This is a genomic window from Vibrio sp. 10N.222.46.A1 (assembly GCF_041473595.1).
GTDB lineage: Bacteria > Pseudomonadota > Gammaproteobacteria > Enterobacterales > Vibrionaceae > Vibrio > Vibrio tasmaniensis_A.
Map to the genome: position 1 here is coordinate 1 of NZ_JBFRSN010001673.1, position 257 is coordinate 257.

At 45.1% G+C, this 257-nt stretch carries 1 protein-coding gene; it reads right to left on the reverse strand.

Annotated elements, in window-relative coordinates; translation table 11 throughout:
• Positions 1-257: hypothetical protein (locus AB4496_RS28795; protein WP_372133528.1), on the reverse strand; the 257-nt coding region annotated here is incomplete at both ends.

Below are 257 nucleotides of genomic sequence, written 5' to 3' on the forward strand. Positions count from 1 at the left end.
ACAACACACCGTTGTCGACGTCAGACTGCACAATTTCTCTCGTGACGCCATTTTCATCGGTATACAAAAGGCTGCCGTTGGTTGGCAAACTTTCTATCCGAATATTAAGTGGAATGTCGTCATGATCATCTTCTATATCTGAGATGTAATCTGGCATGCCGCCATCTTCAGAATCGAAGAGGATAGGTATAATCGCGTCCTCATCATTAACGACCGTGAAACTGGTCGCTTCAGGTGCGTCATTGACACCATTGATG